This window comes from Microvirga flocculans ATCC BAA-817, assembly GCF_000518665.1.
Lineage (GTDB): Bacteria > Pseudomonadota > Alphaproteobacteria > Rhizobiales > Beijerinckiaceae > Microvirga > Microvirga flocculans.
Genome location: NZ_JAEA01000002.1, coordinates 194,357 through 220,180, shown reverse-complemented (window position 1 = coordinate 220,180; position 25,824 = coordinate 194,357). Strand labels below are relative to the sequence as shown.

The window sequence follows — 25,824 nt, the reverse complement described above, 5'->3', positions numbered from 1 at the left end:
AGTCAATCCGCGCCTTCATGGCGCCGGCCCCAACCCCGTTGAGGCCGAAGCAACGGTCCCTCGCCCCCCCAAAAAAGCCTTGCCCCGCAAGGGAAACATCGCGCGGAGAAGGGCAATCCCCTCCATTCAGAGAGTTGCGCAGGGGAATCTTCTCCCCCTTGATGGCCCCATCACCCCTTTGCGCCGATTCACGGAACTTCCGCCATGTATCTGACCGTTCAATCCGTTTTCCGCCCGGTCTGGGCCGATATCATAAGCCGTGTCTCTACACGGACAAATAGTGAGCAGTCGAGTTCAGGCGGCTACAATCCCGAGTTCAGCGCAAATGGACGCTACGTGTTGTTCGAAAGCTTTTCCAATGATCTCGTGCCTGGCGACACGAATAATATGCTAGATATCTTTCGGAAGGATTTGTTCACTGGTGCCGTTACGCTTGTCTCCATAGGCGCTGGTTCAAATGCCGAGCCGGCTAATGGGTGGAACGTTAATGCGGGCATAAGCGCAGACGGGCGCTATGTGGTCTTCCAAAGCTGGGCGAACAACCTGGTAGAGAATGACAAGAACGGCATGATGGACGTTTTTCGCAAGGATTTACTCACCGGAGAAACCGTCCGTGTGTCCACTTACGCCAATGGCGATGAAGCTGCTCTCGAAAGTAGAGCTGCCTGTATCAGCGCGGATGGGCGCTACGTTTTTTTTGAGAGTGAGGCCACCTTCGTTAATGGAGAGAGTTCCCTTGTAGATATCTTTCGGAAGGATATGGAGAGTGGTGAAGTCACTCTTGTCTCTAACAAAACCAATGGACCCACATCTAATGGCCAGAGTTCTGATGTAAGAATCACCCCGGACGGGCGCTATGTGGTCTTTACCAGTTCGGCAACCAACCTGGTCGAAGGCGATACAAATGGGAAGTCAGACGTGTTTCGTAAGGATATGCAGACAGGAGAGATCGTCTGCGTCTCCGTAGCAGCTGGTGGCGAACAGGCTGAAATGGGAGCCAGTTCTGGGGCACAGATCACACCGGATGGACGTTATGTGATCTTCCAAAGCAGCGCGAACAATCTCGTCCAAGGCGATACTAACAATGCAGACGATATCTTCCGTAAAGACCTTTTAACCCAAGAGATTATCCGCGTTTCCACCAATGCAGGAAATCAAGAAGCAAGCGGCAGTAGTATCAGCGCGCGCATAACGCCGGACGGACGCTATGTAGTTTTCCAATCGAACGCGAAGGACCTTGTCTCTGGCGTTAACGATGGTGGCGATCACATTTACCTCAAGGATATTTTAACCGGCGCCATCAGTTGCCTGTCCGAAGGAGCTGACGGTCAAGGGAATAGTGGCAGCAGCCGTGCCGTATTCAGCCCTGACGGGCGTTACGTTGTGTTCGACAGCGACGCCAGCAATCTCGTTGCCGGCGACACGAATGACAGTAAAGACCTATTTCTTGTGAACCTGGTCTACAAGGCCAATACGGCTGCCATCGCAGGAGGCCGCTACATCGAGACCACGCTCGGCGTGGGTGCTGCCTCGAAGGCCACCATTGCCTGGGGTGACAACACGAGCAGCACCGTCACGCCCGCCGGCGGCAAGGCCGCCTTCAGCCATGCCTATGCCTCGACCGGGATCAAGAACGCCACGGTGATCCTCACGGAGGGCGCACTCACGTGGAAAGTGGCGCATACCGTCAATCTCGGCGCGGGCACCCTGGTGCGCAACACCGCCATCGCCGACACCCTCTCCGGCGGATCGGGCAAGGACAGCCTCACCGGCGACAGCTACGCCAACATCCTGCTCGGCGGCTCCAACAACGACCGTCTCAGCGCGGGCGCCGGCAACGACCGTCTCGATGGCGGATCGGGCAACGACTCGCTCTATGGCAGCAGCGGCAACGATCGCCTCGATGCCGGCTCCGGCAACGACCGCCTGATCGGTGGATCGGGAACGGACACGCTGACCGGCGGCTCGGGCCGCGATGCGTTCGTGTTCGACGACAGGGAGACGAGCTCCTCGAAGAGCAAGGCGGATACAATCGCCGACTTCTCCGGCCGTAGCGGCGACCGGATCGACCTGCGGTCCATCGACGCGAACACGAAGAAGAGCGGCGATCAGAACTTCAGCTTCATCGGCAAGAAGGATTTCAGCAAGGCCGGGGAAGTGCGCTACGAGAAGACGAAGGGCTACACCTACGTCTATCTCAACACCGACAGCGACAAGTCCGCCGAGGCCGTGATCAAGCTGAAAGGCTCGTTCGACCTCAGCAAGGGCTGGTTCGTGCTGTAAGGGATCGGGTGCGTCCCTCTCCCGTCTCGGGCAGAGGGACGCTTCACCCGTCCCGATGTTCGCCGCGCCTGACGATGCGCATCGCCGTGATCGTCACCGGGCCGGCGCGCAGAAGGTTCATGGCCGAGACGATCATCTCGGCCAGACGCTCGGGAGCAAGGCTCTCGCCCTCGATGTCGAGAAGGAAGTCCCTAGCCTCCACATGACCGCCATTGGTGAAGTCGACGCGGGCGTCGAACTTCACGCGGTGGGTGGAGGCAGGATCGGCCCTATAGGGCTCTGCCGTGGGATCCGGATGGAAGGTCCGCGGCAGGGTCATCAGCGCATCCTCCTGACCCAGCGGGCCGCGCGAGCGAAAAGTGGGTCCGGTTTTCGCATCGACGATGCGCCCCTTAAGAGATGAGCATCGAATGGATCCCAAAAGTGGCGCCCACTTTTGGGTCCGATGCCTCAGCGAAGCGATCCGCAGAAGCGCTGAATGCGGTGGCAGGCATCCTCCAGCAGCGCGTTCGACGTGGCGTAGGAGATGCGGAAATTGGGGCCGAGACCGAAGGACGAGCCGTGAACCGCAGCGACGCCTTCGGCTTCGAGCAGCTCGGACACGAAGTCCTCGTCCGTCTTGATGACCTTGCCTGAAGGCGCGGTCTTGCCGATGGCCTCGGCGCAGGACGGATAGACGTAGAACGCGCCTTCCGGCATCGGGCACTTCAGATACTTCGTCTGGTTGAGCATCGAGACCACGAGATCGCGGCGCTCCTCGAAAGCCTTTTTGAAGACCTTGAGATGATCCTGCGGCCCGTCGAGCGCCTCCACGGCGGCCCATTGCGAGATCGCGCTCGTGCCGGAGGTCTGCTGGCCCTGCACGAAGTCCATCGCCTTGATGAGATGCTCAGGACCGCCCGCATAGCCGATGCGCCAGCCGGTCATGGCATAGGCCTTCGAGACGCCGTTCATGGTGAGCGTACGCTCATAAAGGTTGGGCTCGACCTGGGCGGGGGTGACGAACTCGAAATCGCCGTAGGTCAGGTGCTCGTACATGTCGTCGGTGAGCACCCACACATGCGGGTGGCGCATCAGCACGTCGGTGATCGCCTTCATCTCGGCGCGGGAATAGGCGGCGCCCGTCGGGTTCGACGGCGAGTTTAGGATGATCCACTTGGTCTTGGGCGTGATGGCGCGCTCGAGCGGCTCCGGCTGGAGCTTGAAGTCGTGCTCCATCGTGCAGTCGACAAAGACAGGCTTGCCGCCGCAGAGAACGACCATTTCAGGATAGGACACCCAGTACGGCGCCGGGATGATGACCTCGTCGCCCGGATTCAGGGTCGCGAGCAGCGCATTGTAGATCACGTGCTTGCCGCCGGTGGACACGATGGTCTGCGAGGGCTTGTAGTCGAGGCCGTTCTCGCGTTTGAACTTGCGGGCAATGGCCTCGCGCAGGGGCACGATGCCGGGGACCGGCGTGTATTTCGTCTCGCCGCGCCGGATCGCAGCGATGGCGGCTTCCTTGATGTTCTCGGGCGTGTCGAAATCCGGCTCGCCGACCGAGAGGCTGATCACGTCGCGCCCTTGAGCCTTCAGGTCCCGCGCTTTCTGCGTGATGACGATGGTTGCAGACGGCTTGATGCGGGAAAGGGCGTCAGACAAAAAGCCCATGGGAATCCTCCGATCGGGGCGGTAAGAAAGGATCGTGACGGCGGCGGACCCTAATGCGGTCAAGCCGCCCAAGCAAGCAAAACAGCCCCGCCCGACCGGGTTTTTGAGGAGACGTCCTTCCCGATGACCAATTCCGTCACCCGCCGCCTCGCCCTCGGCCTTTTCGCCAGCGCAGCCCTGCTGGCCGGCGCCGCCTCGGCCCAGGATTTCCCCACCCGCGTCATCAAGATGGTGGTGCCCTATCCGGCGGGCGGCCCCACCGACGTCATCGCCCGCATCGTGGCGGAGGAAATGGGCAAGGATCTCGGCCAGAACGTGATCGTTGAGAACCTGGCCGGCGCGTCAGGCGCGGTCGGCACCCGGGCGGTCGCGAAGGCCGACCCCGACGGCTACACCATCATCTTCGGCAACAACCAGACCCACGGGAACAACATGTTCCTGCTGAAAGACCCGGGCTACGACGCGGTGAAGGATTTCGCCCCGCTCGCGGGCGCGGGCGCTTTCGAGCACGTCTTCGTGGTGAAGAACGATCTGCCGGTCAAGACGATCCCGGAGTTGGTGGAGCTCGCCAAGAAGGATCCCGGCAAGCTGAATTACGGCTCCACCGGCGTGGGTTCCGGCTCGCATCTGGCGACCGAGTTGTTCATGACCCGCACGGGGATCAAGATGACCCATGTGCCCTTCCGGGGCGCGGCTCCCCTGGTGACCGAGATCATGGCGGGACGCATCGACGTGTCGAACTCGACCCTGCCGAGCGTGCTCTCCCAGTTCCAGGCAGGCCAGATGCGGGCGATCGGCATCGCGAGCCCGCAGCGCAACCCGCAGGCTCCGGACGTGCCGACCCTGCGCGAGCAGGGCATCGCCAATGCGGATGCGGAATCCTGGGCCGCCTTCTTCGCCCCGGTGAACACGCCGAAGCCCGTTCTCGACAAGCTCTCGGGCACGATCATCGCGATCCTCAACAAGCCAGACGTGAAGGAGCGCATCACCAAGCTCGGCTTCACCCTGAACGTGCGCGACCCGGAAACCTTCAAGCCCTACCTCGCCAAGGAGATCCAGACCTGGGCCGAGATCATCAAGGCCGCTGGCATCAAGGCCGAGTAAGGTTTACCTGACACTTCCAGGATGGCCGGGCCCGCCCGGCCATTTCCGTTTGAGTCTTTGCCCGCAAGGCCCGGCCATAAAAGTTAATGGATCGTTAATACCAGGGGTTAGCCGAAAGAGCGCAGGCAACACTTGCGCAGAATGCGGGAACTTTCCTGAATCACACAGGTTTTTCTCGCGCAGCCCATGCGGGGCTGTGGGAAAAGAACCGATGAGCACCTTTCGCGCCCGAAAAGCCTATCACGTGTCGTCCCGAATCCCCCGGCTCGATCCGCGCCAGGAAAGCCGTCGTTCGCTCGCCCTGATCATGCTCATGGGTCTGGCGACCCTCTCCGTGATGGCCACCACCCAGACCCTTTCGGCCCGGGACACGAAGACTATCCACGTCTATTCCCCGCGATAACGCGCGCGTGAACGGCGGGACGGTTGACGCCCTGCCGCAGGAGTCTAGCTCTCCGGCATCGGAACGACGGAGAGAGTGTGATGTTCGGACTTCGTGTTGCCCTGGCCTGCGCCCTGACCCTCGGCGCCCTTCCCTCCGCTCTGGCTCAGGACACGCAGCGCTTTCGCACCGACAAGGTGGAGGTGATCGTCGAGACGGTCGCCCGCGACCTGCAGAATCCCTGGGGGCTCGCCTTTCTTCCCGACAACCGGATGCTGGTCACGGAGCGCGCGGGCAAGCTGCGCATCGTCGATGCCGGCGGCAATCTCTCCGAGCCGCTGCAGGGTCTTCCCAGGATCGCCGTGCGCGGACAGGCCGGACTCCTCGATGTCGCCCTCGATCCCGATTTCGCCCGGAACCGGCTCGTCTACCTGAGCTATGCCGAGGACCGGGGCGAGGGCCGCGCGGGAACCTCCGTCGCCCGCGCCCGGCTGGCTGAGAACGGCGCCGCCCTGGAATCGCTGCAGGTCATCTTTCGCCAGGAGCCGGGCTACACGGGCAACAACCATTGGGGCTCGCGCCTCGTCTTCGACCGGGCAGGCAATCTCTTCGTGACCCTCGGCGACCGGTTCGACCTGCGCGATCAGGCGCAGAACCCGGCCAACCATATCGGCAAGATCGTCCATATCAGGCGGGAAGGCGGCGCTGCGCCCGACAACCCGTTCCTCAACCGCGAGGATGCCCGGCCCGAGATCTGGTCCCTCGGCCACCGGAACGTGCAGGCGGCGGCGCTCAATCCGTCGACCGGCGAGCTCTGGACCGCCGAGCACGGCGCCCGCGGCGGCGACGAGGTCAACATTCCGCAGAAGGGCAGGAACTACGGCTGGCCGGTCATCTCCTATGGCGTCGACTATTCCGGCGCCAAGATCGGTGAAGGCACGAGGAAGGAAGGCATGGAGCAGCCCGTCTATTACTGGGATCCCTCCATCGCCCCCTCCGGCATGGCCTTCTACACGGGGGACAAGTTCCCGGCCTGGCGCGGCAGCGTCCTCGTCGGCGCGCTGGCGGGGAAGCTCGTCTCACGGCTGGAGACGAGCGGCAACCGGGTGACGGGCGAGGAGCGCATGCTGCAGCAACTCGGCGAGCGCATCCGCGACGTGCGCCAGGGACCGGACGGCTTCGTCTACCTGCTCACGGATTCCCGCAGCGGCCGCATCCTGCGCATAAGGCCCGCGAGCTGAGGCCGACGCTTCAGCCTGTGCGCAGCGCCTTCGGAACCACAAGCTTCAGCCCCGACCATATCTCGTCGACGGAGCAGACCTTCACGTCGACGAGATTGTTCCGGAGCGCCGAGGCGCGGATCACATCCTCCGTTAGATCCGTCGGCACCTTCGCGCTCTTCTTCGGCCATGACACCCAGATCATTCCGTCCTGCGCGATCCTGCGGCGCAGGAACGCGAGCGCCGGATCGAGGTCGGCCGCCGCCAAGGCGAACAGATGGACCACGTCGACGGGTCCGGTCAACTCCTCGGGCAAAGAGAAGTTGGCAGTGCACTCCTGGAAAGCGACGCAGTCCGCCAGCCAAGCCAAACTCTCGGGCAGACCGATGAAGACGGCTCTTTGTCCGTCCTTAAGCCCAAGCTTCTTTGGCAATGGATTGCCGGAATAGCCTGAACTCACGATGATTTCATCGCCCCTGGAAGATGAAGGCCGCGCCGGCGGCGATGAGGCAGAACCCTATCAGGTGGTTCCAGCCCAGCGGCTCCTTCAGGTAGAGCACGGAAAACCCGGCAAACACGACGAGGGTGATCACCTCCTGCATGGTCTTCAGCTCGGCCGCCGAATAGACGGCAGAGCCGATCCGGTTGGCGGGGACGGCGAACCAGTATTCGATGAAGGCGATGCCCCAGCTGGCCATCACGGCGAGCCAGAGAGGCGATGCCTTGAACTTGAGATGCCCGTACCAGGCGAAGGTCATGAAGACATTCGACGCGATCAGCATCAGGACGGGCGCGGTATGGGGGCTCATGAAGGGTTCCGGGCAGGCTGGAATGCGCGCATTGCCCTACCCCTCTGCGCTCGCCTGTCAAGCGGCGGATGGAAGCAGGGCGCACGCGCTCAACAGACGGCGGTCCGGGCGCACCGGCAAGCGGCCTGCTGCGCGGGCGCGGCCCCGCAGGCCTCCTTGAGCCGCTCCAGAACCTGAGCGCCACCCGCCATCTGGGGATTGGAGGGATCGAACCCCTCCCGCTTCTCCCGCTGGGTAACGAGGCCGCGGGCCTTGTCGAAAGCGGCATCGAGGCGCGCCTCGTCTCTTAGGGCCCTGTTGAAGAAGGCATCGCCGAAATAGGTCCAGGCCGCCCCGTCCCGGCAGCCGAAGGATGGCTTGTCGGCGGCCGCCGCGGTGATGACGAGGGTGCGCTCATCGGCCAGTTCCTCGGCAAAGACGCCCGAATAGCAGGCGGAGACGATGACCACCCGGTGCTGTGCCCTGCTCTCGTCGAGCAGCATCCGCACATCGCCCGGCGTGACGAGACGGGCCTCGCGGCCGGCCACGAGGCCGATGCCCTCCGGCGCGCCATGAGAGGTGAGCACAAGCACCACCACATCCTCGGCCGGATCGAGCGCGCGGCCCGCGGCCTCGGCGGCGGCGAGGAGCGAGCGAGGCGTCGCGCCGGAATGGCGCTTGGTGTTGAACCGGACGATGGAGCGCCCCTTCGCGTCGAACTGCCGTTCGAGAACGCGCGCGGCGCCCTTGGCCTCGCTCTCGAAAACGCTCTGCGGTCCCCACAGGCCGAAGGACAGGACATAGACGTCGGTGAGGCCCGGACGCTGCGGCTCCAGGCGGATCTGATCGGCGCGCCTGGCCGTCTGCGCCAAGGCCCCCTGCAGGGGGCTGAGCGCAAGGGACAATCCGACCAGACAGGAAACGATGAACCGGCGCATGGAACCTCCTCGAGCCTCGCCCCACCATAGGCATCGAGCCCTCTCTTCGCCAGGGGCCGGGTTCAAGCTGAACCGAATCCCCTCTTCCGGGTTTTCCTGTCAGGATTGCGACGGAAAGGGCCTCGCGAAGGGGCTGCGGAAGAGGATTTTCATGGATATCGCGCTCGACAAGGTTTGCGAACTCATCCTGCGGGTCAGGGCCATCGACGTGAAGGAAGGTCCGACCGATCCGGCATCGGGCTCGAACCCGATCGACGACGGCAGCATCGACGCGCTGACCTCCTCGCCGGACGATGCGACGGAGGACGAGATCCGCGACGTGATCGCCGGCCTCAACGACGACGAGCGCGCCGACCTGATCGCCCTGGTCTATATCGGCCGCGGCGACATGGAGCCCGAGGAATGGGGCGATGCCGTTCGCCTGGCCCGGGAGCGCGAGGCCGCGAGCTCCCTCTCGACGGCGGACTGGCTCATCGGCATCCCGAACCTCGCCGACCTTCTGGACGAGGGCCTCAGCGCCATGGGCCGCAGCTGCGCCTGACGCATTCTTGAGCGAAGGGAACCCCGGCTCGCAGACGGATCGGCGCTGGAGCGAAGGGTCGTTTCCCGCCCCGTCGTCCGGCGAGCGGACCGTCATCAATTCTTTGCGAGAGTGCCCGTGTTCCCCCCTTCTCTTCCTACTGGCATCGTGACGGCGCCCTAATTGCGACATGGATCGCGCCGATACTTCCACCTAATCCCAAAGGAGGATGACATGTCTCCCCGTCAGCCGCCTGAGAGCCCGGACGACGATACGCAGCGTCCCCTTCCGCAACCGGCCCAGGATGCCCTCGACGATACCGCCGCCCTTAACGACCCTGCGGGCGAGGACGGCGCACCCGAAGCCCGGCAAGCGGAACCGGCCGATGAAACCGCGGTCGAGATCGACCGCATCGCCGCTTACCTGAAAGGTCCGACGGCCTTCACCGCCTGACCTTGCCTCTCTTCCCGAGAACGCGATCCCGCATCCCGTGCGGGGTATCTCCCTGAAGATTTCCAGTCTAACGCCACGACGAATGCACAGTATTCAGAGATGGCGTTCATGACGACTTATTGCCCTGCCGACGTCGCCCTTTTCCTTGCGGCTCCAGCTCTCAAGCTATCGCAGATATTAACGACAAGAGCCGCTTTCCAAGCGGCCCTTGTCGATCCGGTGCGCCTCGGTCTCAGAGCTTGCCTAGCGTGTGGAACTGGGTCTCGCCTGATGAATCGTCGACGCCGTCGTTGTCCGTGACGATATAGGCGTCGCCCGCCGCGTCGATGGCGAAGCCTTCGACCTTGTCGAGCACGTAGCCCTTTGCCGCCTTCAGGTCGGGCAGGAGATCGCGAAGAAGCGTCTTCTGCACGAGGGGCAGCTCGCCGCCGAGCTTGACGGGCTTCATCTCGGCCATGGAAACTGCGTAGAGCTTCTTCACCTTCGCCTTCTCCGCGATCTGGTTGTCGCGTTCGATGATGATGACGCGATCGCCAGCCGCCGTGATCTCGGAAAGGCCGATCCAACCCGTTTCGGCATTGTCGAGCGGATAGCGCACTGCGCTCCAGCTCTTCTCCGAAGGCTTGTAGGCCAGCAGCTTGACGCTGCCCTTTCCGTCATCGGCCCATTCGCGCTGGACCGCGAGCCACACGAGCTCGTCGGCGCCCGACCCGGTCACGGTCACGCCCTCGAAGCCGAAGTTCTTCGCGCCCTTCTCGATCTCCGCGGGAAGCGCGATCTCTTCCGTGATCGCGCCCTTCGCATCGACACGGATCAGCTGGTTCTTGAGCCCCTTCTCGGGATTTCCTTCCGAGGCGAGCCAGAAGCCGCCTTCGGCCACGGCGATGCCTTCCAGGTCGAGCTTTTCCGCCGCAGCGCCGTTGCGCGTGACGAGGGTTTCGCCGACGATCAGCGCAGGCTTCTTCGTGGCATCGATGGTGAGGATCCGCGGCGCGCCGGAATAGACGCTGTCGGTGATCGCATGGAGCCTGCCCGCCTGCGTCCTGTCGGCGGCAAGGCCGGAGAGAGCGCCCCAGGCGATCGGCAACCCTTCCGCATTCTTCACGGAGCGGATGGTCGGATAGGCGGGAGCGGCGCGCTCGGCCCGCCGGTAGATCATCACATGCGGGGCGACGCCGCCCTCGCCATGAAGGTCCGCCTCGCTGGTCGCGATGAAGAGGTTGCGGGACGGGATCGCGAGCAGCCCCTCGGGCCCGATGCCTGTCGGCAGAACCTGGACGAGTTCCGGCGCAGCGCCGGTATCGCGATAGACGGCGACGACGGAGGCGCGCTCGGAGCCCACGAAAATCAAGGTGTCGTTGCCGAAGCGGCCGGTCTCGACGCCTTCGACCTCGACGCCCTTCTTGTTGCGCTTGTCCGGGTAATGGCCGAGCGAAACGATCTCGTGCTCCAGGCTCGCGCCGGATTCGTAAGCCACGCGGCCATCCCTGTTGAAGATGGTGAAGCCGCGGGAGCCGCCCTTCCAGTCGCCTTCATTGGCGGTCACGAAACGGTCGGCGTCGATCCAGTGCACGGCATCCGGCTCGCGGGCGACCTTCTCCATGGCGCCGGAAAGATCGATCCTGCCGTCCTTCTTGGTGTCGATGGCCTTGAGGTCCACGCTTCCGGCGGAGAAATGCGCATCGACCTTTCCGGTCTTTCCATCGACCACGACGATATGGTTGTTCTCCTGCAGGGTGATGACGACCTTGCCCTCGGCGGACACATCGACATATTCCGGTTCCGGATCTTCACCCGCGACCGCGGCAAGACCCGTGAGGCTCACCGTCTTGAGGCCTGCGCACTCGATTTGGTCGCCATTCAGGGCTCCCAGCACCAGGGCTCCGGCGGGCAATTGCGGCAGCGCCCCGTCGTTGACCTCCTCGTTGCGCTCGTTCTCGATGGCGATGGCGAGAACGCCGGCATGGGCCGCGATGGAATCCGGCTGGCCGGGCAAGGGGCATTCCGCTGCGATCTTCCTGCCCGCGAGGTCGACGGTCACGAGCTTGCCGCTCGGGTTGGCGAAGCTCTCGGACGTGTTGACGGCGACGTAGATCCTCTGGCCCACGACCTTCACGGAAGTCGGCTCGCCGGGCAGCGCCAGCATTCCGGCGGCCTTCGGCTGGGCCGGGTCGGCGATGTCGATGAAGCCCAGGGCCTTGCGCGGGCTGTCCGTATAGATCAGCAGGGTGCCGTCCTCGCTCGCCGAGATGATCTCGGCCACGGTCTCCGCCTTCTGGTCGGCGTCCTTCGGCAGGTTTGCCGTGATGGGGAAGCTGGCGATGCGGTCGAAATACTCGGCGGCGGAGGCGCTGAGCGCGGTGCCGGAGAGAAGAAGGGCGGCAAGCGAGCCGGCGATGAAGGAACGGTGCATGGAATCCCCGCGAGACGGTCAAGGTTGTCCGGCCTGTCATGCTCCGGTCGTATGACGGGCCGATGACGGCGAGGAAGCCTTCGCCGGCCTGCGCAGTTTTGCACCCGTTCCGTGCTATCGGGCGTTGTCGAGACCTGGGGAGCCGTGTAGCTCTAGCTCTCATACACGCCGAAACGATCTCGACAGGTACCTCCATGAGCATGGGCTTGATTGCGCTGCTGGACGATGTTGCCGCCATCGCCAAGATCGCCGCGGCATCGCTGGACGATGTAGGCGCCCAGGCCGCCAAGGCGGGGGCGAAGGCGGCAGGCGTGGTGATCGACGACGCCGCTGTCACGCCGCGCTATGTGGTGGGCTTCGCCGCCTCGCGGGAATTGCCCATCGTCGGCAGGATCGCCCTGGGCTCGCTGAAGAACAAGCTCGTGTATCTCCTGCCGGCGGCGCTTCTCCTCAGCTTCGTCGCCCCCTGGGCCATCACGCCCCTGCTCATGGTCGGCGGGGCCTATCTCTGCTACGAGGGCTCGGAAAAGGTGTTCGAGGCGCTCATGCCCCACGAGGCGCATACGCACGAACGGACCGTCGGCGCGGCGGCGCAGGATGCCGAGACCGTCGAGGACGAGAAGGTCAGCAGCGCGATCAAGACGGACTTCATCCTCTCCGCCGAGATCATGGCGATCACGCTCGCCAACGTGCCGGCCAGTTCCACCTGGATGCAGGCCCTGGTCCTCGGACTCGTGGGCATCGGCATCACGGGCCTCGTCTATGGCGGCGTCGCCCTCATCGTGAAGGCCGACGATATGGGCGTGGCCCTGGCCCGCAACCACCGGCCCGTCTCCAGCCTGTTCCGGCGCGAAGCTCCCGAACCGCTTCACAGCGACCGGCTCACGGCCCCCCTGACGAAAGCCTTCGGCAGGGGCCTGGTGAAGAGCATGCCGGGCCTCCTCAAGCTTCTCAGCATCGTCGGAACGGCCGCCATGGTCTGGGTCGGCGGCGGCATCATCATCCACGGACTCGAAGGCTTCGGCTTCACATGGCTGGGCCATGCGGTTCATGACTTGGCCGCTGCGGCGGGCCATGCCGTTCCGGCGCTCGCGGGGAGCGTTGAATGGCTCGTCTCGGCGCTCGCCTCCGGCCTCTTCGGGCTGATCATCGGCGCGCTCCTGATCCCGCTGATCCACTTCGCCGCCGCGCCCCTTCTGAAGGCCCGGCGGCGCAGGGCCGAGGAAACCTCGGCCTGAGCCGGAGCGTCTCCGCCCTTCCATTCCCCGGCCGTTTGTACCATATTCGTTCTATGGCCAAATCACCCAAGAAGCCCAAGCTTTCCACCGGGAAGGCATCGAAGCCTGAGCTGAAGCCGCTGGATCCCTATCTGGCCGATCTCCTCAATCCCGCGGTCAACCGGGAGCGGGAGGCGGCCGAGGGTTTTGCCGAGCGCGCGCAGGAGACATTCATCCACGGCGACGTCACCGACGTCGACCCGGCGCTCGCCAAGAAGCTGGGCCTGACAGGTTCCGATAGCGGACCGGACGTAGCCGAGGAACTGGGGGACCTCTCTCCCGGCTCCGGCGTCTCCGCCACGGTCGATGCGCTCACCAGGCTGCTCACCGAGGGCGATCCGCGCTTCAAGAACGGCAAGCCCTGGGTGCCGCACCGCCCGCCGCGCCCCGAAAAGTCGGAAGGCGGCATTCCGTTCAAGATCAAATCCGATTTCACACCCTCGGGCGACCAGCCGCAGGCGATCCGCGAACTGGTCGACGGCGTGCGCCGCGCCGAGCGCGACCAGGTGCTGCTCGGCGTCACCGGCTCGGGCAAGACCTTCACCATGGCGAAGGTGATCGAGGAGACGCAGCGCCCTGCCCTCATCCTCGCGCCGAACAAGACTCTGGCCGCGCAGCTCTACGGCGAGTTCAAGTCGTTCTTCCCCGACAACGCGGTGGAGTACTTCGTCTCGTATTACGACTACTACCAGCCTGAAGCCTACGTGCCGCGCTCGGACACCTTCATCGAGAAGGAAAGCTCCATCAACGAGCAGATCGACCGCATGCGCCACTCGGCGACCCGTGCGCTCCTCGAGCGCGACGACGTGATCATCGTCGCCTCCGTGTCGTGCATCTACGGTATCGGCTCGGTCGAGACCTATACGGCCATGACCTTCTCCGTGAAGGTGGGCGAGCGCATCGAGCAGCGCCAGCTGATCGCGGACCTCGTGGCCCTGCAATACAAGCGCATCCAGAGCGATTTCGCACGCGGAACCTTTCGCGTGCGCGGCGACGTCATCGAACTCTTTCCCGCCCACTTGGAGGACCGCGCCTGGCGCATCGGCCTCTTCGGCGACGAGATCGAGTCGATCGTCGAGTTCGATCCGCTCACGGGCAAGAAGACCAACGACCTGCAATTCGTGAAGGTCTACGCGAACTCGCACTACGTGACGCCGCGCCCGACCCTGCAGCAGGCCGTCAAGGGCATCCAGGAGGAACTGCAGCATCGCCTGCAGGAATTGACCCGCATGGGTCGCCTGCTCGAGGCGCAAAGGCTCGAGCAGCGCACGCAGTTCGACCTCGAGATGATCGAGGCCACGGGCGTGTGCAACGGCATCGAAAACTACTCGCGCTATCTCACGGGCCGCAAGCCCGGCGAGCCTCCGCCGACCCTGTTCGAGTATCTTCCCGACAACGCCCTCGTCTTCACCGACGAAAGCCACGTGACCGTGCCGCAGATCGGCGGCATGTATCGCGGCGACTTCCGCCGCAAGGCGACGCTCGCGGAATACGGCTTCCGCCTCCCCTCCTGCCTCGACAACCGCCCGCTTCGCTTCGAGGAATGGGACGCGATGCGCCCGCAATCGATCCACGTGTCGGCAACGCCCGGCAAGTGGGAGATGGAGCAGACCGGGGGCGTCTTCGTGGAGCAGGTCATCCGCCCGACCGGCCTCGTCGATCCGGTGGTGGAGATCCGTCCCGCCCGCACCCAGGTGGACGACCTTCTGCACGAGGTGAAGGAGCTCGCGGCGAAAGGCTACCGCACCCTTGTCACCACGCTCACCAAGCGCATGGCCGAGGACCTCACCGAGTATCTCCACGAGAACGGCGTGCGCGTGCGCTACATGCACTCGGACATCGACACGCTGGAGCGCATCGAGATCATCCGCGACCTGCGTCTCGGCGCCTTCGACGTGCTCATCGGCATCAACCTGCTGCGCGAGGGCCTGGACATCCCCGAATGCGCGCTCGTCGCTATTCTCGATGCGGACAAGGAAGGCTTCCTGCGCTCGGAAACCTCCCTCGTGCAGACCATCGGCCGCGCGGCCCGCAACGTGGAAGGCAAGGCGATCCTCTATGCCGATCAGATGACCGGCTCCATGGAGCGCGCCATTGCGGAAACCACCCGCCGCCGCGAGAAGCAGCTCGCCTACAACGCCGAGCACGGCATCACGCCGCAATCGGTGAAGAAAAACATCGCGGACATTCTGGAGAGTGTCTACGAGCGCGATCACGTCTCCGTGGATACGGGCCTCGCCGACAGGACGGTCGGTCATAACCTCAAGGCCGTCATCGCGGACATGGGAAAGCGCATGCGCGAAGCCGCAGCCAACCTGGAATTCGAGGAGGCCGCGCGCCTGCGCGACGAGCTCAAGCGCCTTCAGGCCACGGAGCTTGCCGTCAGCGACGATCCCATGGCGCGCCAGAGCGATGTGGAGCGAGACGCGGGCAAGTATGGCGGCTCGCGCAAATACGGCCGCAACGCGAACCTGCCCCCGAAGGGCCTGCCCCGCCCGGCCGACGGCGCGAGCGAGGGCGATGAGGACTCGGAAGCCTACGGCCCCTCGGGCAAGGGCCGCTCGGACGAGGGCACCCGTATCCGCAAGCCCGGCCTCGACGAGATGGGCCCCGGCACGGACCGGGAAATCCCCCTCAACTACCGCGAGCGCCCGGCAGGGCGTTCGACTCAAGGATTCGCGGGGCAGAAGCCGAAATACAAGGGCGGCGGAGGGCGGCGGCGCTGACGATCGGCGCAAGCTCGCCCTTCCTTCTCCCAGCCGCCTCCTGGCGGCCCCGAAAAAGGCCTGAGCCGCAACGGAAGATCCACTGGGCGGCGCATCTGGCGCCAAGCGGAGCATTCTCCTCTTTTCTAAGAGCGCGAAGCCCTTTAATATGCTATGGTATAACGCTTTAGTAAGCTCCCGCGGGTAAATTCAGCGCATGCTTCCTGCCCTTCGATTCGACGGCCTCCACAGCCATGCGCATCCGCGCCTGCTTCCCCTGGCGCTGGCTGCTGCGACGTTCCTGTGCTCCACGGGAACCGCCCTGGCCGACTGCATCCTGACGGCAGGAAGCGGAACGGTCGTTGCCCCAGGGACGGGTGCCCGTGTGACCTGCCAGGCGGCAGGCGGTGCCCAGGCCACCGCTATCGTTGCAGCACCCGGCAGCACCGATGTGCAGGTCGTGATCGAGAACGGAGCGAGCTTCGGCCTGCCCGGCAAGTTCGTGTCCGTCGGCTCGAACAGCCGCATGACGAATGCCGCGACCCTGACTACGACCGGTGCGGGCACCCACGGCCTCATCGTCAACGGCGACAACACCACCGTCGTCAATAACGGCACCATCGGCACGACGGGCCAGAGCGCTGCCAGCGTCTATGTCGAGAGCGGAACCGGCAACACCGTCATCAACAACGGCACCCTGACCTCCGGTGAAAACCAGGGCTCCGGTGTCACGTTTGAGCGCGGCGGAGCCGGAGGCGCAACCTTCATCAACAATGGCACCGTCAGAAGCACGGTCTTGGGTTTCGGCAACTCCGCAACCGCAGTGGTGTTGCTGAGTCAAGCCGGGGAATCCACGCTCGCGATCAACCGTGGCACGATCTCCTCGGACAGCGGCGCCGCTTTCGGCGGCGGTGCCGGGAACGACCGGTTTGAAAATTACGGGATCCTGAACAGGACCGACGGCGATTTTGGCTCGGTCATCCTTAGCGCTGGTAACGATACCTACGTCATTGGCGGCAATTCCACGTTTGACAGTTACATAGATGGTGGGAGAGACACCGATACCGTCGCGTTCGGCGTCGATAGCGGCAGTCTCGATGTGTCCGAGATCGACAGCGTCGCCGGCCGTTATCGCAGGTTCGAGCGGCTCGAGAAGATCGGCAATGCCGGCTGGACGCTGACGGGGACGAACAGCGCCGCATTGCCGGTGGCGGTCAGCTCCGGGGTCCTCACCCTGAACGCCTCGATGCCGAATTCCCCCGTCACGGTGGCCAGCGGCGCGACTCTGACAGGCACCGGTACGGTCGGGGCGCTCGATATCGCATCGGGAGGAATTCTGGCTCCGGGTGGAGGGGCGGCTCTCGGCACCTTCACAGCCTCCTCCGCCACCTTCGCCTCCGGCTCCCGCTTCAACGTGCGCGTGAACGATCGGGGAGAGAGCGATCGGGTCCAGGTGAACGGAACCGCGACGATCAACGGCGGCAACGTGGCCGTGGACGTCACCCGCGGCTACGTGGTCAACACGCCCTACCGCATCCTGACGGCGACGAGCCTCGCTGGGCCGCGCTTCCAGGGCGTCACGGCGAGCCTCGCCCTGCTGCAGCCGGTCCTGAGCTACGACGCGACGAATGTCTATGTCACGCTCCAGCGAACGGCAGAGGAGCCGGACGATCCCACAGATCCGGACGACCCGGATGATCCATCCCAGCCCGTCGTCACCCTCGACGAGGTTGGGCGCACCTGGAACCAGATCAGCACGGGCCTCGCCCTCGAATCCCAGAGCATGAGGGGGCCGCTCCTGCCCATCGTTCTGGCGCAGCCCACGATCCCGGAAGTCCTCATCGCGCTCGATCTCCTCTCCGGCGAAGGCTACGCCACGGCCACCGGCCTTGCCGCAGCGGATACGGAAACCATTCACCGGGCGCTCCTGACCCGCCTGCGGACGATGGACGGCATCGCTCTCGGCGCCGCGCCCGCCCCTGCGCCGACGGCTTATGCGGCAACTCCCGCCTTCCCCGCTGCCCCGCGCGCCAAGGGCCAGACGCTCGACCTCTGGGGGCAGGCTTTCGGCAACTGGAGCCGGAACGGCAGCAGGACCGGCCTGGGCCTCGCCTCCATCGACAGCAACACAGGCGGCCTCATTCTCGGAGCCGAGACGACCTTCGACACCGTCTGGCGCGTCGGCATGGCGGGAGCCTACACGCAGACCCGGTTCGACCTGGGAGGCCGCCTCTCATCCGGCACGCTCGACAGCTATCACGCCGCGCTCTACGGCTCCGGCGCCTGGGGCGGTTTCGCCCTGCGGGGCGGCGCGACCTATACCCGCCACGACCTCGACATGAGCCGCCGCGCGGCCTTCACCGGCTTCTCCGACCGGGCCTCAGGCGGCCTCGGGTTCGACAGCGCCGGCGCCTTCGCGGAAATCGGCTATCCGGTGCTGATCGGACGCCTCACGGCGGAGCCGGTCGCCAACCTGTCCTATGTTCACACGGGCAAGGGCTCGTTCACGGAGGATGGCGGCTCCATGGCCCTGCGCGGCACGACCCAGGCCTTCGACAATGCCTCGACCATGCTGGGCCTGCGCCTGTCGGGCGATCTCACGGATGACGGACGCCTCAAGGGTTATTCCCTGATCGGCTGGCGCCATGCCTTCGGCGACCGGCTCCCGATGACCGACAACCAGTTCCTCGCGGGAGGCGATCCCTTCCTCATCGTCGGCACCCCGATGGACCGGGACAGCCTGATCGTCGAGACGGGTCTCGACTGGTTCGTCACCCCGGCCGCAACTCTGGGGCTGCGCTATGACGGGCGCTACGGCGAGACCAGCAACAGCCAATCCGTGCGCGGGCAGTTCACCGCCCAGTTCTGAGCACGGCGTTTCGGCACCGGCGGCCTCCCCTCATCGCCACGCCACTGCGAAGGCCGGGACGGGCTGCACAAATCCCTTCAAGGGACGCGATCCGAGATCTGCAAGACGAAACCGATTATCCAGAAGACCGCGCAAGGCCTTGGAGACGACGATGCTCCCGGGCTCGGCGCTCTGGCACAGACGCGCCGCCATCTGCACCGTCGAGCCGAAGAGGTCGTCGTGATCGGCCACGGGCTCGCCGGCATCGAGACCGATGCGAACCGTCATCTTTTCGCGGCTTGCGAGGTTGAAGGCCTCGAATGCCTGCTGGATGGAGCGGGCGCAATCCACGGCAGCGACCGCATCGTCGAAGGCTGCCATGATCCCGTCGCCGGTATGCTTGACTTCGCGCCCGCCCCTGTCGTGCAGGGCGCGGCGCACCATGGCATCGTGGGCGCGCACCATCTCGACCGCCAGCCGGTCGCCGAGGCGCGCCGTCATGGCCGTGGAATCGACGATGTCGGTAAACATGATGGTGCGCAGCGCCGCATCGACTTTGGCGCTCGCTGCTGGGCTTCCAGGCGACGGATCGGAGACGCGGCCCAGGAAAGCCTCGACGGCGGAGAGATCGACCTCGATCACGTCACGGGCGATGTTGCCGTGAGCCTCGTCGTGCACCCGCATGGCGGTCTGGATGTCGGGCGCCTCGATAAGGCAGAACGCCGTGCCGCGGGTATCGTCGAACCAATAGGTCAGGAACCGCACCCCGTAATGCCCCTGCAACTCCAGGTCCTTGAGGTGAACCTCGGCCACGTCGGCGGCGGTCAAGCCTTTGAGCTCATGCCGGTCGAGATAAATGGGCATCGGCTTCCTCCCGAGCCCCCCGGACAATCTACATCGTTCGGTGGTAAAACGGAATCTGCCGACTTCGATCGCCATTGCCCGAACAGCGCAGGTCCGGCTTCCGGCAGAAGTCGAGTCTTCCCATACGGAATAGATAAAGGGCGACCCCAGGGCCGCCCTCGTCGTTTCTCTTAGCGCTAATCCTTACAGCCGCCCCATCAGCAACAGAATGATGAGGATGAGCAGGATGACGCCCAGGATGCCGCTCGGGCCGTAGCCCCAGCTGCGGCTGTGGGGCCAAGCCGGCACGGCGCCGATGAGCAGCAGAATGACCAGAATGAGCAGGATGGTGCTGACCGCCATCGTGAAGTCTCCCTTCATTGGCGCGGCCATTCGAAAGGGGGCCGCGTTTCGTGGGAGAGAAACTTGGCCGTATGGAAAAAGGTTCCCACCAAATTTGCCTGTGGACGAGTCCGAAGAGGTAAGGGGAACCGCGGAACGATCGTCCTGACTTGACGTTACCCCACCGCGACTGGGTGCCGCCGGCTAGGGCGCCCCCTGCGGGAGGTCGCTTGCGCTCGACTGTCCAGGACAACCCATGCAGAAAAAAAACCCGAACTCCTTGCCTCAATACACGGATACCGAGCCCGTCCCGGGCCTCAACAGATCGGGCTCGCCGGCCTTGAGCCGCTCGGTCCAGGCGCAGATCGGCCAAAGGCTGCGCCAGTTCTATGAGACATTGGCGCTCGGGGAACAGCCGGTACCGGACCGGTTCATCGAGATCATCAACCGGCTGGATGAGGTCAAGCGGGAAAAGCAGCAATCATGAGCATCGACATTGATCTTCGCGATTCCATGCTCAAGGCGACGCCGAACCTGCGCGCCTTTGCCATTTCGCTGACGAACAACGTGGACCGTGCCGACGACCTTGTGCAGGAAACCCTGATGCGGGCGATCGCCAACATCGGCCGCTTCCAGCCGGGCACGAACATGCAGGCCTGGCTCTTCACCATTCTGCGCAACCTGTTCCATTCCGAGTACCGCAAGCGCCGCCGCGAGGTGGAGGATGCGGACGGCAAATACGCCGCCTCCCTTTCGGTCCAGCCGGACCAGATGCCCCATCTCGACTTCGAGGATTTGCAGAAGGCGCTCGCCCGCCTGCCTTACGACCAGCGCGAGGCGCTGCTGCTCGTGGGGGCATCAGGCTTCTCCTACGAGGAGGCGGCGGAAATCTGCGGCTGCGCGGTCGGCACCATCAAGAGCCGCGTCAACCGCGCCCGCAACCGCCTCGCCGAGCTGATGCACTTCACCGATATGGAGGAGGATATCGGCCCGGACCGCGTCACCCTGTCGGTGATGCACGCGGTCGCCTGACCTGACGCCGTCACTGCGGCATGAACGGCCCTTGGCGCGCCTTCAAGAGGCCGCCAGGGACCTCTTAACGACGCCGGAACTGCGGATTGCCGCGCTGCGGCGGACGCGGACCGGAAGAGGCACCCGAATCCTTGTGACGGAAGATGAGGCGGCCCTTCTCGAGATCGTAGGGCGACATCTCGACGGTCACGCGGTCTCCGGCGAGCGTCTTGATGCGGTTCTTCTTCATCTTGCCGGCCGTGTAAGCGATGACCTCGTGCCCGTTGTCGAGCTGCACGCGGTAGCGCGCGTCGGGCAGGATTTCGGTCACGAGTCCTTCAAAGGTGATCAGTTCTTCCTTTGCCATGCAAAGCCTTCCTCATAACAAAAAAGCCGCCCCTGAACCGGAACGGCTCATATGCAAGAGGACGTGGCGGCCACGTCCTCCGGCATGAAACCTTACGCGTTCTGCAGGTTCACTGCAGACTGGCGGCCGGTGCGCTGGTCGGTCTGAAGCTCATAGGAGAGCTTCTGGCCTTCGCGCAAGCCGCGCATGCCGGCGCGCTCGAGAGCGGTGGCGTGAACGAACACGTCCTTGCCGCCATTATCGGGCTGGATGAAACCATAACCCTTGGTTTCATTGTACCACTTCACGGTTCCCTGTTCCATGGGAAATCCTCTTCACTGTCGTTTGCACGTGGATGGGGGCTCGAAGCCAGCCATCCGTTAGTCGATAGATGGTAGAAAGAAGGAACGTGCGCCCGGCAGTGCCAAAGCGGGAAGCCCAGTCGTCCGGCCAAATGTCGATCAGAGCTACCTAGGGTACGGATAGGGCAAATGCAAGGCAATGCCCCACGCTCTTGCATCTTTCGCGCCCTCGGCGGCCCGGACAGGGCCACCTTTACGTCGGACCGGAGGGAGAAAACGCCCGTTTCCCCGCTGCCTGTCCGGTCTAGGAACGCCCGCCCTCCCCTTCACGTTGGTGTCTCGGGCCGGACGCCCTTTTGAGGAGACACGGCCCTTTCAGGACAAGAGGAGCGCTCCTATGGCCACCGACCGCAACCGCTACGATCCGGACCGCTTCGGCGGCCGGGATACCGATTGGAGCGAGGACGAGGGCTACATCGCCCGCCGCGGCTTCGGCAACCCGAGAGCGGGCTACGACCGCCGTTTAGGGCCGGAGGAACCTCATGCCCGGCATCGGGCGCGGGATTTCGGGGATTCGTCCGGTTACGGAACGGGCGGCTCGGCCCTCGACTGGCACGACGTAGTCGGCGATGAGCGACCCCTGTTCGAGTTCGGGAACAGGCGCCAATGGAACCGCTATGAGCCGGATCGCTACGGCCGGGGCCAGTACGGGACCGAAAGTTTCGGCCGGGGCTCGCGCGACTATGGCGAGGAACGCAGCTTCCTTGAGCGTGCCGGCGACGAGGTACGCTCCTGGTTTGGTAACGAGGAGGCCGAGCGGCGACGGGAGAGGGACGTGCGCGAGACCGGCCGGTATCGCGGCCGGGGACCGAAGGGCTACCTGCGTTCCGACGCCCGCATCCTGGAGGACGTGAGCGATCGCCTTACCGAGGACCCGCACATCGATGCCTCGGAGATTGAGGTCCGGGTGGATAAGCGTGAGGTCACGCTCTCGGGCACCGTGACCAGCCGGTTCGAGAAGCGCCACGCGGAGGATATTGCGGAATCGGTCTCCGGCGTCACCCATGTGCAGAACAACCTGCGCATCCAGCAACCCGCGGATGCGGGGATCGCCGGATCCACGATGTCCGGCGCGGGGGCTGCCGGAGCCGGCAGCGTCGGCGTCCCGGACGCCGCGAGCTCCGGCCAAGGCCTTCGCAAGAAGGGCGGTTCCTCCGGCAGCGGGGGCTGAACAAGGCTCTCCCGGCATCGCGGTTTACCAGACTGCGCTTCTCCCCTTGGGCGCGAAGCGCATTCGTCGTACCAAGATCCTGCCTTTCCCTTCCTGCGGCGAAGCCCCATATGGAAGGGGTAAGGACGAGGAGACTCATGGCAGGCATTTCCGTCACGCTCGAGGGCGACAACATTCAACTGGCCTTCCAGAAGGGCGAGCAATCCACCGCCGTGGTCATGGACCCGCAAGCGGCCCGCTCGCTGGTCAGGGCCGTGAGCCAGCTGCTTGCCGCCATCGGCGAGAGCACGGGCGAAGACGACGACATGCCGGAAGAGATCGTGGACGTGACCTCCCAAACGATCGATGTCGGCATGGATGAGCACGGCATGGCCGTGGTGGCGCTCCAGGCGGGGATGATGCCGCCGTTCCTGCTGCGACTGAAGGACGACGAGGCCCGGCACATCGCCAACAGCCTGCTCGAAATCCTCAACAGCCCCCGTGACGTGCGGGTCTCGCACGGGGATCATTAGCGCAGCACTCACTCAGGATAGGCAGGGCAGGCATCGCAGCGGCTCTCCACTTTGGAAACCGACGCCCTAGGTCATGCGCATGCTATAGCGCATCGTGCGCAAAAGTGGACCCGGTTTAGTGCCCAAACGATGCGCTCATCAAGGAAGGAAGCATCGGATCGCTCCCTAAAGTGTAAATCCACTTTTGGGTCCGATGCTTTAGAGTTTGGCGGCAGCGACGATGACCAACCCTCTTATCCAAAAGCTTGAACGGCATGGGATTCTCTTTCAGGACGAGCGACAGATCCTCCAGCAGATCATCGCCCGGACAGTGGTCTACAAGCCCCGTGAGGAAATCGCGCACGGGGGCAGCTCGCTTTCCTACAGCAGCCTGATCGTCTCGGGCTTCGCCGTGCGCCAGAATCATTCGCCGGAAGGGCAACGGCAGATCACCGCCCTTCACATTCCCGGCGATTTCGCCGATCTGCACAGCTTTCTCCTCAAGCCGCTCGACGACGGTGTCGTCGCGCTCACGACCTGCACCGTGGCCCTGGTCGCTCACAGCGACTTGAAGGAGATCACGCGGTGCTTTCCGTATCTGACCCGCGTCCTCTGGTTCTGCACGCTGGTCGATGCCGCCATCCACCGGGCCTGGCTGACCACCCTCGGCCGGATGGAGGCCCGCGCGCGGCTCGCGCATTTCCTCTGCGAGCTGCGCGACCGTCTCGACTCCGTCGGCCTCGTCAACGAGAACAGCTTCGAGATGCCGATCACGCAGGAGGAACTGGGGGATGCGTTCGGCATCAGCACCGTTCATGTCAACCGCGTGCTCCAGGAGCTTCGCTCCGAGGGTTTGATCACGTCGCAGGGCAAGCTCATGATCATCAACGACTGGGCGCGCCTTCAGGAGGCGGCGCAGTACAATCCCGAATACCTGCACGTCGATCAGAAGATCGAGCGGGATTAGCCCGCTGGCTCAAGAGCGGAACCTGGATCGGACGGCCTGACCTTGCCGGCGGCCCGATCCGGCGATCACCTCTTCGGCATCGGGCCGGGCCTGAACGGAACTTCGCGGTAGCCATTCTGTTGTCGAACGCGAGCCATCATCGGCCGCGCTTCGGACAAGGCCATGGCAGTTCACGAACCCACTCTCGGCGCGAGCGCTCATCCAGCTGTTCCCATCATGGACGCCAAGGCCGAACCCACGCTCAAGCATCCGGAATCCGAAGCCTTCTATGCCGAGGCTCTGCAGGAGCTGAACAAGCTCGGCCTGCCCTTCCTGCTCGCGGGCACCTATGCGCTCTCGGCCTATACGGGCATCACGCGCCCGACGAAGGATCTCGACATCTTCTGCAAGGCCGGGGATTACACGCGCGTACTCTCGCACTTCAAGAATCTCGGATATTCCATCGAGATCGAGGACGACCGCTGGCTCGGCAAGGTCTTCAAGGGCCGCTACTTCTTCGACGTGATCTTCGCCTCGTCCAACGGCACGATGCCGATTGGCGATCGCTGGTTCGAGAATGCGCGCCAGATCGAGGTCTTCGGTACGCCCGTGCGCATCGTCGGGCCGACGGAACTTGTCTGGTCGAAATGCTTCATCCAGCTCCGCCACCGCTACGACGGCGCCGACGTGGCGCACACGATCCTGAAGGCGCACGACCAGATCGACTGGCAGGGCCTGCTCGCCTACATGGAGGTGCATTGGGAAGTGCTGCTCATGCATCTTCTCAACTTCCGCTGGATCTATCCGTCCGAGCGCGACAAGGTTCCCCGCTGGGTGATGGACGAGCTTCTCGACAGGCTCAGTAAGCAGCTCGATCTTCCTCCGCCTCAGATGAAGGTCTGCCGCGGCCGGATGTTTTCGCGCGTCGATTACGAGATCGACGTGAAGCAATGGGGCTTCGCCGACGTGGGAGGCGAAGGCGAATGGCGCAATGAGTGACAGGCAGCCCCCCCTGAAGGTCGCAGCCTTGGGCGATCTTCACGTTCGCGAGGACAATGCGGAATCCTATCGCGAGCTCTTCGGAGACATCTCGAAGGAAGCGGATGTCCTCGTGCTCGCCGGAGACCTGACGGATCTCGGAAAGCCGAAGGAGGCCGAGCTTCTGGCGCAGGATCTGAAGGCCTGCTCGATCCCGGTCGTGGGCGTGCTCGGCAATCACGATTACGAATGCGGCGCCCATGAGGAAGTCGCGCGCATCCTGCGCGATGTCGGCATGAAGCTGCTCGACGGACAATCGGTCGAGATCGACGGCGTCGGCTTCGTCGGTGTGAAGGGTTTCGCCGGCGGTTTCGGACGGCGCATGCTCGGCTATTTCGGCGAGCCCGCCATGAAGCAGTTCGTCAACGAGACCATGAACGAGACGCTGCGGCTCGAGAACGCCATGCGACAGGTGCGCGCCAAGCGCTCCGTGGTCGTTCTTCACTACGCCCCGGTGACCGACACCATCGAGAGCGAGCCTCTGGAGATTTATCCGTTCCTGGGCTCGTCGCGCCTCGCCGAGACCATCGACCGGTTCAAGGTCAGCGCCATCGTGCATGGACATGCGCATCGCGGCCGTTACGAAGGCCGCACGCCGGGCGGACAACCCGTCTACAACGTTGCCAGGCACATCGAGAAGCCGACCGGAAAGCCTTATGCGCTCCTCGAAATTTGAGCGGATGCAGCATG

Annotated in this window: 26 protein-coding genes; 16 read left to right on the top strand and 10 right to left on the bottom strand. The window is 64.3% G+C overall.

Going from position 1 to position 25,824, the window contains the following annotated elements; all coding sequences use genetic code 11:
• The first annotated feature begins 204 nt into the window (after positions 1–204).
• The gene (locus tag L879_RS24465) at positions 205–2,283 is read left to right on the top strand and encodes a PD40 domain-containing protein (RefSeq protein WP_154664079.1); all 2,079 of its coding nucleotides are present in this window, start codon (positions 205–207) and stop codon (positions 2,281–2,283) included.
• Between the two features lie 43 nt (positions 2,284–2,326).
• On the opposite strand, the gene L879_RS0104175 is transcribed toward L879_RS24465, so the two are convergent.
• Together L879_RS0104175 and L879_RS0104170 are read right to left on the bottom strand one after the other, a co-directional pair.
• Positions 2,327–2,602: a hypothetical protein gene (locus L879_RS0104175; RefSeq protein WP_084020711.1), complete on the bottom strand. Its 276-nt coding sequence runs from the start codon at positions 2,600–2,602 to the stop codon at positions 2,327–2,329.
• A 131-nt stretch (positions 2,603–2,733) separates the two neighbouring features.
• Positions 2,734–3,936, bottom strand: a complete 1,203-nt coding sequence (locus L879_RS0104170; RefSeq protein WP_027314996.1) for a pyridoxal phosphate-dependent aminotransferase — start codon at positions 3,934–3,936, stop codon at positions 2,734–2,736.
• A 123-nt stretch (positions 3,937–4,059) separates the two neighbouring features.
• On the opposite strand from L879_RS0104170, the gene L879_RS0104165 reads away from it, so the two are divergent.
• From L879_RS0104165 to L879_RS0104155, 3 genes are all read left to right on the top strand, one after another.
• Entirely contained in the window at positions 4,060–5,040 is a 981-nt protein-coding gene (locus L879_RS0104165; RefSeq protein ID WP_027314995.1) for a Bug family tripartite tricarboxylate transporter substrate binding protein, read from the top strand.
• 211 nt (positions 5,041–5,251) lie between these two features.
• Positions 5,252–5,443 carry a hypothetical protein gene (locus L879_RS0104160; protein WP_027314994.1) on the top strand — a complete coding sequence of 64 codons (192 nt, stop codon included), beginning with the start codon at positions 5,252–5,254 and terminating at the stop codon, positions 5,441–5,443.
• An 80-nt stretch (positions 5,444–5,523) separates the two neighbouring features.
• The gene (locus tag L879_RS0104155) at positions 5,524–6,663 is read left to right on the top strand and encodes a PQQ-dependent sugar dehydrogenase (RefSeq protein ID WP_027314993.1); all 1,140 of its coding nucleotides are present in this window, start codon (positions 5,524–5,526) and stop codon (positions 6,661–6,663) included.
• A 10-nt stretch (positions 6,664–6,673) separates the two neighbouring features.
• Here L879_RS0104155 and L879_RS24565 read toward each other — a convergent pair whose 3' ends face one another.
• The 3 genes from L879_RS24565 to L879_RS0104140 form a co-directional block, all read right to left on the bottom strand.
• Positions 6,674–6,946, bottom strand: a complete 273-nt coding sequence (locus tag L879_RS24565; protein ID WP_368086305.1) for a hypothetical protein — start codon at positions 6,944–6,946, stop codon at positions 6,674–6,676.
• Positions 6,947–7,109: 163 nt separating this feature from the next.
• Positions 7,110–7,451, bottom strand: a complete 342-nt coding sequence (locus L879_RS0104145; RefSeq protein WP_027314991.1) for a DMT family protein — start codon at positions 7,449–7,451, stop codon at positions 7,110–7,112.
• A gap of 89 nt (positions 7,452–7,540) precedes the next feature.
• The gene (locus tag L879_RS0104140) at positions 7,541–8,368 is read right to left on the bottom strand and encodes a C13 family peptidase (protein WP_027314990.1); all 828 of its coding nucleotides are present in this window, start codon (positions 8,366–8,368) and stop codon (positions 7,541–7,543) included.
• Between the two features lie 151 nt (positions 8,369–8,519).
• Here L879_RS0104140 and L879_RS0104135 point away from each other — a divergent pair, with 151 nt between their 5' ends.
• Together L879_RS0104135 and L879_RS0104130 are read left to right on the top strand one after the other, a co-directional pair.
• Positions 8,520–8,909 carry a DUF3775 domain-containing protein gene (locus L879_RS0104135; protein ID WP_027314989.1) on the top strand — a complete coding sequence of 130 codons (390 nt, stop codon included), beginning with the start codon at positions 8,520–8,522 and terminating at the stop codon, positions 8,907–8,909.
• A gap of 213 nt (positions 8,910–9,122) precedes the next feature.
• A complete protein-coding gene (locus L879_RS0104130) occupies positions 9,123–9,341 on the top strand; it encodes a hypothetical protein (protein WP_027314988.1) in 219 nt (72 codons plus the stop codon).
• Positions 9,342–9,573: 232 nt separating this feature from the next.
• On the opposite strand, the gene L879_RS0104125 is transcribed toward L879_RS0104130, so the two are convergent.
• The gene (locus tag L879_RS0104125; protein WP_027314987.1) at positions 9,574–11,754 is read right to left on the bottom strand and encodes an esterase-like activity of phytase family protein; all 2,181 of its coding nucleotides are present in this window, start codon (positions 11,752–11,754) and stop codon (positions 9,574–9,576) included.
• A 194-nt stretch (positions 11,755–11,948) separates the two neighbouring features.
• On the opposite strand from L879_RS0104125, the gene L879_RS0104120 reads away from it, so the two are divergent.
• The 3 genes from L879_RS0104120 to L879_RS0104110 all read left to right on the top strand — a co-directional run bounded on the left by L879_RS0104120 (position 11,949) and on the right by L879_RS0104110 (position 18,605).
• Positions 11,949–12,992 carry a DUF808 domain-containing protein gene (locus L879_RS0104120; RefSeq protein WP_027314986.1) on the top strand — a complete coding sequence of 348 codons (1,044 nt, stop codon included), beginning with the start codon at positions 11,949–11,951 and terminating at the stop codon, positions 12,990–12,992.
• A 53-nt stretch (positions 12,993–13,045) separates the two neighbouring features.
• Positions 13,046–15,757, top strand: coding sequence for an excinuclease ABC subunit UvrB (uvrB, locus tag L879_RS0104115; RefSeq protein WP_035458640.1), 2,712 nt, complete (start codon positions 13,046–13,048; stop codon positions 15,755–15,757).
• A 196-nt stretch (positions 15,758–15,953) separates the two neighbouring features.
• On the top strand, positions 15,954–18,605 hold the full coding sequence (locus L879_RS0104110; protein ID WP_027314984.1) for an autotransporter family protein: 2,652 nt from the start codon (positions 15,954–15,956) through the stop codon (positions 18,603–18,605).
• Between the two features lie 30 nt (positions 18,606–18,635).
• On the opposite strand, the gene L879_RS0104105 is transcribed toward L879_RS0104110, so the two are convergent.
• The gene (locus L879_RS0104105; RefSeq protein WP_027314983.1) at positions 18,636–19,448 is read right to left on the bottom strand and encodes a nickel-binding protein; all 813 of its coding nucleotides are present in this window, start codon (positions 19,446–19,448) and stop codon (positions 18,636–18,638) included.
• A gap of 183 nt (positions 19,449–19,631) precedes the next feature.
• Entirely contained in the window at positions 19,632–19,790 is a 159-nt protein-coding gene (locus L879_RS23110; protein WP_035458734.1) for a DUF3309 family protein, read from the bottom strand.
• A gap of 235 nt (positions 19,791–20,025) precedes the next feature.
• Between L879_RS23110 and L879_RS20405 the strand changes: the two genes are divergently transcribed.
• Both L879_RS20405 and L879_RS0104090 read left to right on the top strand, forming a co-directional pair.
• Positions 20,026–20,256: a NepR family anti-sigma factor gene (locus L879_RS20405; RefSeq protein WP_035458638.1), complete on the top strand. Its 231-nt coding sequence runs from the start codon at positions 20,026–20,028 to the stop codon at positions 20,254–20,256.
• A complete protein-coding gene (locus L879_RS0104090; RefSeq protein WP_027314982.1) occupies positions 20,253–20,801 on the top strand; it encodes a sigma-70 family RNA polymerase sigma factor in 549 nt (182 codons plus the stop codon). The genes L879_RS20405 and L879_RS0104090 overlap by 4 nt, the downstream gene beginning before the upstream one ends.
• Positions 20,802–20,865: 64 nt before the next feature.
• On the opposite strand, the gene infA is transcribed toward L879_RS0104090, so the two are convergent.
• Entirely contained in the window at positions 20,866–21,147 is a 282-nt protein-coding gene (gene infA, locus L879_RS0104085; protein ID WP_027314981.1) for a translation initiation factor IF-1, read from the bottom strand.
• A 92-nt stretch (positions 21,148–21,239) separates the two neighbouring features.
• Entirely contained in the window at positions 21,240–21,449 is a 210-nt protein-coding gene (locus L879_RS0104080) for a cold-shock protein (RefSeq protein ID WP_027314980.1), read from the bottom strand.
• 376 nt (positions 21,450–21,825) lie between these two features.
• On the opposite strand from L879_RS0104080, the gene L879_RS22570 reads away from it, so the two are divergent.
• The 5 genes from L879_RS22570 to L879_RS0104055 all read left to right on the top strand — a co-directional run bounded on the left by L879_RS22570 (position 21,826) and on the right by L879_RS0104055 (position 25,810).
• The gene (locus tag L879_RS22570; RefSeq protein WP_051435024.1) at positions 21,826–22,659 is read left to right on the top strand and encodes a BON domain-containing protein; all 834 of its coding nucleotides are present in this window, start codon (positions 21,826–21,828) and stop codon (positions 22,657–22,659) included.
• A 137-nt stretch (positions 22,660–22,796) separates the two neighbouring features.
• Positions 22,797–23,171, top strand: coding sequence for a hypothetical protein (locus tag L879_RS0104070; protein ID WP_027314979.1), 375 nt, complete (start codon positions 22,797–22,799; stop codon positions 23,169–23,171).
• A gap of 220 nt (positions 23,172–23,391) precedes the next feature.
• Positions 23,392–24,117 carry a Crp/Fnr family transcriptional regulator gene (locus tag L879_RS0104065; protein WP_027314978.1) on the top strand — a complete coding sequence of 242 codons (726 nt, stop codon included), beginning with the start codon at positions 23,392–23,394 and terminating at the stop codon, positions 24,115–24,117.
• 162 nt (positions 24,118–24,279) lie between these two features.
• Positions 24,280–25,095 (top strand): nucleotidyltransferase family protein, encoded by an 816-nt coding sequence (locus tag L879_RS0104060; protein WP_027314977.1) that lies wholly within the window; start codon positions 24,280–24,282, stop codon positions 25,093–25,095.
• Complete coding sequence (locus L879_RS0104055; protein WP_027314976.1) at positions 25,088–25,810, top strand: metallophosphoesterase family protein; 723 nt, start codon at positions 25,088–25,090, stop codon at positions 25,808–25,810. The genes L879_RS0104060 and L879_RS0104055 overlap by 8 nt, the downstream gene beginning before the upstream one ends.
• The last annotated feature ends 14 nt before the right edge of the window (positions 25,811–25,824 follow it).

What these genes read in the sequence shown, in the direction of transcription:
- L879_RS0104125 (WP_027314987.1), bottom strand. Translation starts at nt 11,754, where the DNA reads ATGCACCGTTCCTTCATCGCCGGCTCGCTTGCCGCCCTTCTTCTCTCC.
- L879_RS0104080 (WP_027314980.1), bottom strand. Translation starts at nt 21,449, where the DNA reads ATGGAACAGGGAACCGTGAAGTGGTACAATGAAACCAAGGGTTATGGT.
- L879_RS0104140 (WP_027314990.1), bottom strand. Translation starts at nt 8,368, where the DNA reads ATGCGCCGGTTCATCGTTTCCTGTCTGGTCGGATTGTCCCTTGCGCTC.
- L879_RS0104145 (WP_027314991.1), bottom strand. Translation starts at nt 7,451, where the DNA reads ATGAGCCCCCATACCGCGCCCGTCCTGATGCTGATCGCGTCGAATGTC.
- L879_RS0104160 (WP_027314994.1), top strand. Translation starts at nt 5,252, where the DNA reads ATGAGCACCTTTCGCGCCCGAAAAGCCTATCACGTGTCGTCCCGAATC.
- L879_RS0104110 (WP_027314984.1), top strand. Translation starts at nt 15,954, where the DNA reads ATGCTTCCTGCCCTTCGATTCGACGGCCTCCACAGCCATGCGCATCCG.
- L879_RS23110 (WP_035458734.1), bottom strand. Translation starts at nt 19,790, where the DNA reads ATGGCGGTCAGCACCATCCTGCTCATTCTGGTCATTCTGCTGCTCATC.
- L879_RS24465 (WP_154664079.1), top strand. Translation starts at nt 205, where the DNA reads ATGTATCTGACCGTTCAATCCGTTTTCCGCCCGGTCTGGGCCGATATC.
- L879_RS0104130 (WP_027314988.1), top strand. Translation starts at nt 9,123, where the DNA reads ATGTCTCCCCGTCAGCCGCCTGAGAGCCCGGACGACGATACGCAGCGT.
- L879_RS0104135 (WP_027314989.1), top strand. Translation starts at nt 8,520, where the DNA reads ATGGATATCGCGCTCGACAAGGTTTGCGAACTCATCCTGCGGGTCAGG.
- infA (WP_027314981.1), bottom strand. Translation starts at nt 21,147, where the DNA reads ATGGCAAAGGAAGAACTGATCACCTTTGAAGGACTCGTGACCGAAATC.
- L879_RS0104105 (WP_027314983.1), bottom strand. Translation starts at nt 19,448, where the DNA reads ATGCCCATTTATCTCGACCGGCATGAGCTCAAAGGCTTGACCGCCGCC.
- uvrB (WP_035458640.1), top strand. Translation starts at nt 13,046, where the DNA reads ATGGCCAAATCACCCAAGAAGCCCAAGCTTTCCACCGGGAAGGCATCG.
- L879_RS0104090 (WP_027314982.1), top strand. Translation starts at nt 20,253, where the DNA reads ATGAGCATCGACATTGATCTTCGCGATTCCATGCTCAAGGCGACGCCG.
- L879_RS0104055 (WP_027314976.1), top strand. Translation starts at nt 25,088, where the DNA reads ATGAGTGACAGGCAGCCCCCCCTGAAGGTCGCAGCCTTGGGCGATCTT.
- L879_RS0104175 (WP_084020711.1), bottom strand. Translation starts at nt 2,602, where the DNA reads ATGACCCTGCCGCGGACCTTCCATCCGGATCCCACGGCAGAGCCCTAT.
- L879_RS0104070 (WP_027314979.1), top strand. Translation starts at nt 22,797, where the DNA reads ATGGCAGGCATTTCCGTCACGCTCGAGGGCGACAACATTCAACTGGCC.
- L879_RS0104170 (WP_027314996.1), bottom strand. Translation starts at nt 3,936, where the DNA reads ATGGGCTTTTTGTCTGACGCCCTTTCCCGCATCAAGCCGTCTGCAACC.
- L879_RS0104060 (WP_027314977.1), top strand. Translation starts at nt 24,280, where the DNA reads ATGGCAGTTCACGAACCCACTCTCGGCGCGAGCGCTCATCCAGCTGTT.
- L879_RS0104120 (WP_027314986.1), top strand. Translation starts at nt 11,949, where the DNA reads ATGAGCATGGGCTTGATTGCGCTGCTGGACGATGTTGCCGCCATCGCC.
- L879_RS0104165 (WP_027314995.1), top strand. Translation starts at nt 4,060, where the DNA reads ATGACCAATTCCGTCACCCGCCGCCTCGCCCTCGGCCTTTTCGCCAGC.
- L879_RS22570 (WP_051435024.1), top strand. Translation starts at nt 21,826, where the DNA reads ATGGCCACCGACCGCAACCGCTACGATCCGGACCGCTTCGGCGGCCGG.
- L879_RS0104065 (WP_027314978.1), top strand. Translation starts at nt 23,392, where the DNA reads ATGACCAACCCTCTTATCCAAAAGCTTGAACGGCATGGGATTCTCTTT.
- L879_RS0104155 (WP_027314993.1), top strand. Translation starts at nt 5,524, where the DNA reads ATGTTCGGACTTCGTGTTGCCCTGGCCTGCGCCCTGACCCTCGGCGCC.
- L879_RS20405 (WP_035458638.1), top strand. Translation starts at nt 20,026, where the DNA reads ATGCAGAAAAAAAACCCGAACTCCTTGCCTCAATACACGGATACCGAG.